This window comes from Streptomyces sp. (assembly GCF_031178505.1).
GTDB classification, from domain to species: domain Bacteria; phylum Actinomycetota; class Actinomycetes; order Streptomycetales; family Streptomycetaceae; genus Streptomyces; species Streptomyces gulbargensis.
This window is the reverse complement of sequence record NZ_JAPSIW010001018.1, coordinates 1-1,794: the sequence shown is the minus strand read 5'-3', so window position 1 is coordinate 1,794 and position 1,794 is coordinate 1. Positions and strand designations below refer to the sequence as shown.

General features: G+C 77.1%; 3 protein-coding genes. All 3 read left to right on the top strand.

The genetic code is table 11. The annotated features are described in order from the left end of the window. On the top strand, positions 1–468 hold a 468-nt coding region (locus RIF68_RS35760), incomplete at its 5' end, for an urease accessory UreF family protein (RefSeq protein ID WP_309055791.1). Between the two features lie 45 nt (positions 469–513). Further along, entirely contained in the window at positions 514–1,191 is a 678-nt protein-coding gene (gene ureG / locus RIF68_RS35755; protein WP_309055789.1) for an urease accessory protein UreG, read from the top strand. Next, the coding region (locus RIF68_RS35750) for an urease accessory protein UreD (RefSeq protein WP_309055786.1) at positions 1,188–1,794 on the top strand (607 nt) is incomplete at its 3' end. The genes ureG and RIF68_RS35750, both read left to right, overlap by 4 nt.

Sequence of the window (1,794 nt, the reverse complement as noted above, 5' to 3'; positions counted from 1 at the left end):
GACCCGTACGCCCTGGACGCGGCCGCCGACGCCCGCACCCCCTCGCCCGCGCTGCGGGCCACCGCCCGCAAACTCGGCCGCCAGCTGATGCGCGCCGCCCGCGCGGCCTGGCCGCACCCCGAACTCGACGCGCTGGCCGCCGCCTTCCCGCGCGGCGCCCACCAGCCCGTCGTCCTCGGCGTCACCGCCCGCGCCGCCGGACTCGGCCCCGAGGACGCCGCCCACTGCGCCGCGTACGAGACGGTCGGCGGCCCCGCCACCGCCGCCGTCCGCCTCCTCGGGCTCGACCCCTACCAGGCCACCGCCGTCCTCGCCCGGCTCGCCCCCGACATGGACCGGGTCGCCGAACGCGCCGCCACCGCCGCCCGCGAAGGCGATCCCGACGCCCTGCCGGCCGCCTCCGCGCCGCTCCTCGACATCACCGCCGAACAGCACGCGACCTGGCCCGTCCGCCTCTTCGCCTCCTGAAACCGCCTCACGGCACCCGTACCGCAGCAGCGCAAGGAGCTGTCCATGCACCTCGACCACGGCCACGACCACCACGGCGCCGTCTCCGCCGACGCCCACCGCCCCGACGGCGCCCGCCGCGCCCTGCGCATCGGCCTCGGCGGACCCGTCGGTTCCGGCAAGACCGCCACCGTCGCCGCCCTCTGCCGCGCCCTGCGCGACAGCCTCTCGCTCGCCGTCGTCACCAACGACATCTACACCCGCGAGGACGCCGAGTTCCTGCTCCGCAACGCGGTTCTGCCGCCCGAGCGCATCCGCGCCGTGGAGACCGGCGCCTGCCCCCACACCGCCATCCGCGACGACATCTCCGCCAACCTCGAGGCCGTCGAGGAACTGGAGGACGCCGTCGGCCCGCTCGACCTCATCCTCGTCGAATCCGGCGGTGACAACCTCACCGCCACCTTCTCCAAGGGCCTGGTCGACGCCCAGATCTTCGTCATCGACGTGGCCGGCGGTGACGACATCCCCCGCAAGGGCGGACCCGGCGTCACCACCGCCGACCTCCTGGTCGTCAACAAGACCGACCTCGCCCCGTACGTCGGATCCGACCTGGACCGGATGGCCCGCGACGCCGGGGAGCAACGCGGAGACCTCCCCGTCGCCTTCACCTCGCTGCGCGCCGAGAACGGCGTCGCGCCCGTCACCGACTGGGTGCGCGGGCGGCTCGCCGCCTGGACCGCATGAGCCTGCGCGCCACCGCCCGGATCGCCGCCGAAGCCGGGGGAGCCCTGCCCGTCCTGGAGAGCGCGGGCCCCCTCGCCCTGCGCCGCACCCGCGCGCTCGGCGACACCGCCCGCGTCACCGTGGTCGGCGCCATGAGCGCCCCGCTGGGCGGCGACCGGCTCGCCATCGAGACCGAGGTACGGGACGGGGCGCGGCTCCTGGTCGACGCGGCCGCCGCCACCCTCGCCCTCCCCGGCCGGGACCCGCACCCGGCCACGTACGAGCTGCGGATGAGCGTCGGCGCGGACGCGGTCCTGCGCTGGCTGCCCGAGCAGCTCGTCTCCGTCCACGGCTCCGACCTGCGGACCCGCACCACCGTCGAGCTCGACGCCACGGCCCGGCTCGTGCTGCGCGAGGAACAGGTCCTCGGACGCCACGGCGAACCGCCCGGCACGCTCGTCGGCCGCCTCACCGTCCGCCGCGCCGGCCGCCCGCTGCTCGACCAGGAACTCGCCCACGGACCGGGCGCCCCGGACGGCTGGGACGGGGGCGCCGTCCTCGCCGGCCACCGGGCCACCGGCCAGCTCCTCGTGGTCGACCCGGCCTTCACGCGGACGCCGGCCG

What these genes read in the sequence shown, in the direction of transcription:
- ureG (WP_309055789.1), top strand. Translation starts at nt 514, where the DNA reads ATGCACCTCGACCACGGCCACGACCACCACGGCGCCGTCTCCGCCGAC.